The 5,395-nt window shown below is 40.5% G+C and carries 5 protein-coding genes; 2 read left to right on the top strand and 3 right to left on the bottom strand.

Annotation, left to right across the window (positions count from 1 at the left end; all coding sequences use genetic code 11):
* Positions 1-10: 10 nt before the first annotated feature.
* Positions 11-550 carry an IS630 family transposase gene (locus ACTJIX_RS14605; protein ID WP_141730351.1) on the bottom strand — a complete coding sequence of 180 codons (540 nt, stop codon included), beginning with the start codon at positions 548-550 and terminating at the stop codon, positions 11-13.
* A 16-nt stretch (positions 551-566) separates the two neighbouring features.
* Positions 567-1,022 carry a helix-turn-helix domain-containing protein gene (locus ACTJIX_RS14600; protein ID WP_004973749.1) on the bottom strand — a complete coding sequence of 152 codons (456 nt, stop codon included), beginning with the start codon at positions 1,020-1,022 and terminating at the stop codon, positions 567-569.
* A 94-nt stretch (positions 1,023-1,116) separates the two neighbouring features.
* Here ACTJIX_RS14600 and ACTJIX_RS14595 point away from each other — a divergent pair, with 94 nt between their 5' ends.
* Together ACTJIX_RS14595 and ACTJIX_RS14590 are read left to right on the top strand one after the other, a co-directional pair.
* Positions 1,117-2,472, top strand: a complete 1,356-nt coding sequence (locus tag ACTJIX_RS14595; RefSeq protein ID WP_248603575.1) for an amino acid permease — start codon at positions 1,117-1,119, stop codon at positions 2,470-2,472.
* 430 nt (positions 2,473-2,902) lie between these two features.
* A complete protein-coding gene (locus ACTJIX_RS14590) occupies positions 2,903-4,585 on the top strand; it encodes a carboxypeptidase regulatory-like domain-containing protein (RefSeq protein WP_440611558.1) in 1,683 nt (560 codons plus the stop codon).
* Between the two features lie 138 nt (positions 4,586-4,723).
* Here ACTJIX_RS14590 and ACTJIX_RS14585 read toward each other — a convergent pair.
* Positions 4,724-5,395 (bottom strand): hypothetical protein (locus ACTJIX_RS14585; protein ID WP_440611557.1); only part of this gene is annotated, 672 nt, incomplete at its 5' end.

Here is a 5,395-nt window from a genome sequence, read left to right as displayed (position 1 = left end):
TAAGCTGTCATTAAAAAGTAAACATGTATTCTTTTCCGAATTGGTTTGATACTCTCTCCACCCATTGCTCTATTTTATCAGCTGTCATGACTTGAAAATCTCGCCAATAATATTTCATCTGCTTCCATACCATCTCGATTCGATTTAACTCAGGGCTATAAGCTGGAATAAAATACAAATTCGTCGAAAAGTTACTTTTAAGTAGCTCTCTGTAATCAGCCATCTTTTTACTTCTATGAATCGAGGCATTATCAACAATAAGAACCAATGGAAGGTTATAAGTCTGTTTTACTTGTTGAGCTATTCCAGTTAAATAGGCATAAAACCAAGTGCTTGTAACAGACTCTTGTAAACAACTTGTCACCAGTTTCCCCGTTGAAAGCAAACACCCCATGACATTAACTCGTTTTAATCTTATTGCATCAACCGCATGAACATCACCTATCTTTGTCCACGCATAGCGGTTATCAGGTGTAGATGAAAACCCTGTTTCATCAACATAACCTAATATAATTTCACCACGTGCCGCTTGCTCTCGTAATTTTTCAATCTGCTGTGTTGCTTGTTCAAATGCAATCGGATCTCTTTTTTTTCAAGCTATGACGGGTACGCTTGAAGACCATACCTGAATCACGTAAAAACTTACGAATGGTTTCAACAGACACGGACACTTCGTATTCTTCATGTAGTTTGACTCGGATTTGTTCTGCATTGAGTGGACTTGTATTGACCCAATCTAGGATTTTCGCCTGATAGTCTGAGATCAATGTATTGGGCCGACCTGAGCGATGACCTTCTTTAATCGATTCAAACTCATACAATTCCCAACGTCGGCGTTGTAGCCTTATGGTTTCTGGGATACGTTCTTGTAGAGTGGCAACTTCCGCAACACTTTTACCTTCAGAAAGCCAGAGAATAGTTTGGGCACGTTGTCTTTCACGCCAATGTTTTGCATGCTTGGCCAGAAAAATGAGTCGTTCTCGCTGTTCTAAACTAAGTGGTACAGAAACAATTCGAGGCATGTGTGAACATCTGTTAACTAAAAAAACTTTTTCGCATGATTAGTTATTTTTGTCAACTTACAATCCCATTTTTTATTCATCATGAGAATATGTTTTGGAGAGTGAAACACCGCAGCTTCAACGCCGTTTGAAGAATCGTCATATCCAGCTGATTGCCATGGGCGGTGCGATTGGTACCGGTCTATTTCTAGGTTCAGCTCATATTATTCAGTCTGCTGGTCCATCCATTATTTTGGGTTATCTGATGGGCGGTTTGATTGCTTTCCTGATTATGCGCCAACTCGGTGAAATGATTGTACATGAACCTGTAACCGGTTCATTTAGCTATTTCGCCTTTAAATATTGGGGGAAGTTTCCAGGATTTTTAACAGGCTGGAATTACTGGATTCTGTATATTCTGGTAGCGATGACTGAGCTGACTGCAGTTGGTAAATATATCAATTACTGGTGGCCAGAAATTCCGGCATGGGTTTCGGTTTTATTTTTCTTTATTCTGGTCACTGGCATGAATTTGACCAATGTAAAGATTTATGGCGAATCTGAATTCTGGTTATCAATGATAAAAGTCCTTGCGATTGTCGCGATGATTTTATTTGGGATTTATCTGCTGGTCACTGCTGATGTTGATTCTACTGCTTCAATAACGAACTTATGGGCACATGGCGGTTTCTTCCCGAATGGTTTTGAAGGACTATTTTATATGCTGGCCTTTATGATGTTTGCATTTGGGGGGATTGAGCTGATCAGTATGGCTGCTGCGGAAACTGAAAATCCGGATCAGAATATTCCAAAAGCTGTAAATCAAACTGTAATTCGTGTATTTCTATTTTATATCTGTTCACTTGCAATTCTATTATCACTTGTGCCGTGGAATCAGCTGAACTTAGGTGATTTAGAGCATAGTCCATTCGTGATGATTTTTAATCTGATGGGTATTGATTGGGCCGCCCACTTATTAAATTTTATTATTTTGACAGCCTCGCTGTCGGTGTGTAATAGCGGGATGTATGCCAATAGCAGAATGCTGTTAGGCCTGGCAGCGCAGGGTAATGCTCCAAAAGCCTTTAAAAAGGTGAATGCACGAGGAATTCCAGTGCTAGCGGTGCTATTCTCAGCATTACTGATTTTTGGCTGTGTTTTATTAAACTATTTTGTACCTGAAAAAGCCCTAAGCTATCTGATTTATATTGTGGTGGCAGCAGCGGTACTGAACTGGATCATGATCACACTGATTCATCTTAAATTTAAGCAAGCCATTCGCCTCCAAACTGTACAAACTAAATTCCCTGCATTGTTTTCACCCCTGAGTAACTATCTGGTTTTAGCCTTTATGCTGACAGTGCTCTATATCATGTGGGATCAAGGTTTCATGTTGTCAGTGCTGATGCTGCCAGTGTGGATTGTAATATTATTTATTCTTTTCAAAATATTACAGGCCAAGAAAACTTAAATTTTTTATTCTTTTAAAAATGGGTTCATTAGAGCCCATTTTTATGTGCCTTTTTTCATGCTTTAGTAGAAAATAATAATGTGATTTATATTTGCTTGAATAATTGAAGTTGGAATAAATTGATTTATCCATATTCTATTTAAAACAAGGTGATATAATTCTTATTAAGGGTAAATCTGGTAACTAATTATAAATATTCTTATGAAAAAAATAAGTATTAAAAGATAATTTAATTGAGGGGTTGATTGAATTAATAAAATAGAATTTTATATTAATAAATACTTTTTGAATAATTGGGTTTGAAATAATTTATATTTTTATTTTCTATGGATTTGTTATATATTTTTTAGGCTTCTTAATAATAAAAATAAATACCTATTAAAAGGCGAATTATAAGAATTAATTTATTATTTTAATAAGGATTTTACTCATGAAACTCAATATTATAGCAACAATGCTGCTTGCCTCTACGGGAATGATAATGACTGGCTGTGGTTCAGATTCAGGCAGTTCTGGTAGCTCTACACCACCATCTCAAACGACCCCGGAAGAAACCGTCACGCCAGCAAATGGAGTAGAAAGATTAATCATTACTGATGCAAGTCATCTGGCGCTTGCAGATGCTGACATTCGAATTTTATCAGCTGCACAATGGAGTAATAACGTCACCAGTATTTCTGATAATAATACGGTTGATCACAGTCTCTTTGTCCAGTATGACCGTCTTCCGGTGATTAATGATTTCTCCTCGGCACGAGAATATACAACAGACCATTTGGGTGTTTCTGGTTCAGTTCATTTAGCACCAGGTATTTACTATATTTTGGTCAGAAAGCATTCTGAAACTGCAATCGTGCCATTCATTATTCATCCGACAAATACCAATAAGGAATTGTCGATCAACGTGCCTTTAACTTGTAATAATGCTGAATGTGGAACGATTCATCCGGTAAATGAAGCAATTATTGGGACACTATCAGGACAAGTTCTGGTGCAAGGTCAGCCTTTGGCAAATGCACAGGTTTCATTATCGGGTGGTGCGGCTACCAATGGTGCATTCGTTACAGCATTAACTGATGCGAAAGGATATTTCAGTCTAGCTTTTAATGTATCTGATGAGCTTGGCGATACCTTAAAAAATGCAACGCTTATGATCAGTGCACCCGGGCATATAAGTTTAACAAAGCAGGTTGCAGTGACGTCCTCTATTTCAGGGGGTAGTCAATTTACCTTGATACCAAATACTGAAGCTACGACCAGTATTTGGCAGGAAACTTTTGAAGAGGACTCTGCTACCCGAGATGAATGGGAAAAGGCCTCTACAGTTGAAGAAACAAAATGGTCTTTACTGCAAAAAAATCACAAGATTATTAATAAAGATGTGAATCGTTTAGTAACTTTGGCGCCAGATGATAGCAGTAATGGCAAACTGCCAGATCCTGCTCAAGGCAATTATGCATATTGGTATGGCAATAGTGTTGCAGGTAGTTTCTTAAATAAAGAAGCTAGTCTTTTAACCGAGGAAGGGCAGCCAGTAGAAACAAGACTGAATGGTGGAACGTCAGAACAGGGGTATTATGGAACACTGACTTCACCAGTAATTGACCTGAGCACTACACAAAAACCAATCAGCTTAAGTTTTAAAACCTGGTGGGAAATTGAATCAGTAAATCCAAGTAGCAGAGGGTATGATGCCATGGATGTGGAAGTTTCAGTCAATGGAGGGGAATTTAAAAAACTGGCGCGATTAAATCCGCTGTCTGATCCGCAAACAGATTATAACCGCTGGTCAATTCCATTCTCAAACTTTGGCTTTAACCTTGCACCTCAATTTGCCCAGCAAGAAGCTATTTCTTTAGATGAATATGCGGGCCAATCCAATATTAAAATCCGGTTTAAATTCGATACTGTCGATCAGTACTATAATGCATATCGTGGCTGGATTATTGATGACATTGTGATTCAAAACCAGCCTGGTACTTTCCCGCTTTATAGCAACAATGAGGAAGTAGATGACGAGGTTTCGATGTTTGTCGCAAAAGCAGCGAAAGCTTTAATGCAATCGGCATCGAGTCCCCGATGGATAGAAAATCCGCCAGAGCGTACTCAATAAAATAGCATGTAAATAAATCATATAAAAAAGCGAGCAGACTAATCTGCTCGCTTTAAACCTATAAGAAATTCAAAATGTTTTTCTTTTTAGAAAAATATAAACCTTTCATCTATATCTTTCCGGTTGCTCCCAAATAATTTACCTGGAAGTGAAGCGACCTCGGTCATCGCGTGGCGGGGTATTTCTTCCGCCTCGACCTCCCGAACGACCGCGATCGTCATCATCATCGTCATCACGGCTGCGACCACGGCCTCGACCGCTGGAACGACCACGATCGTCATCATCATCGTCGTCATCACGGCTGCGTCCACGACCTCGACTGCTGGAACGACCGCGATCATCATCATCATCGTCATCACGGCTGCGACCACGTCCACGATTACTTGAACGGCCACGATTATCATCATCGTCGTCATCACGGCTGCGTCCACGACCTCGACTGCTGGAACGACCGCGATCGTCATCATCATCGTCATCACGGTTACGACCACGGCCTCGACCATTTGAGCGGCCACGATCGTCATCATCATCGTCATCACGGCTGCGACCACGACCTCGACCACTTGAACGGCCGCGATCATCATCATCGTCATCACGGCTACGGCCACGTCCACGAACATTTGAGCGGCCACGATCGTCATCATCATCGTCATCACGGCTGCGACCACGTCCACGACCATTTGAGCGACCACGATTGTCATCTTCGTCGTCATCACGGCTACGGCCACGACCACTTGAGCGACCACGATTGTCATCATCATCGTCATCATGGCTGCGGCCACGACCTCGACCGCTGGAACGACCGCGATT

The sequence above is a fragment of the Acinetobacter sp. 22323 genome (genome assembly GCF_052044895.1).
Taxonomy (GTDB): domain Bacteria; phylum Pseudomonadota; class Gammaproteobacteria; order Pseudomonadales; family Moraxellaceae; genus Acinetobacter; species Acinetobacter schindleri.
Note: the sequence above shows the minus strand (reverse complement) of the source record. Positions and strands in the feature narration are given on the sequence as shown.

Bases quoted from the DNA above. Each gene is read 5' to 3' on its own strand.
- ACTJIX_RS14590 (WP_440611558.1), top strand. From the start codon at position 2,903: ATGAAACTCAATATTATAGCAACAATGCTGCTTGCCTCTACGGGAATG.
- ACTJIX_RS14600 (WP_004973749.1), bottom strand. From the start codon at position 1,022: ATGCCTCGAATTGTTTCTGTACCACTTAGTTTAGAACAGCGAGAACGA.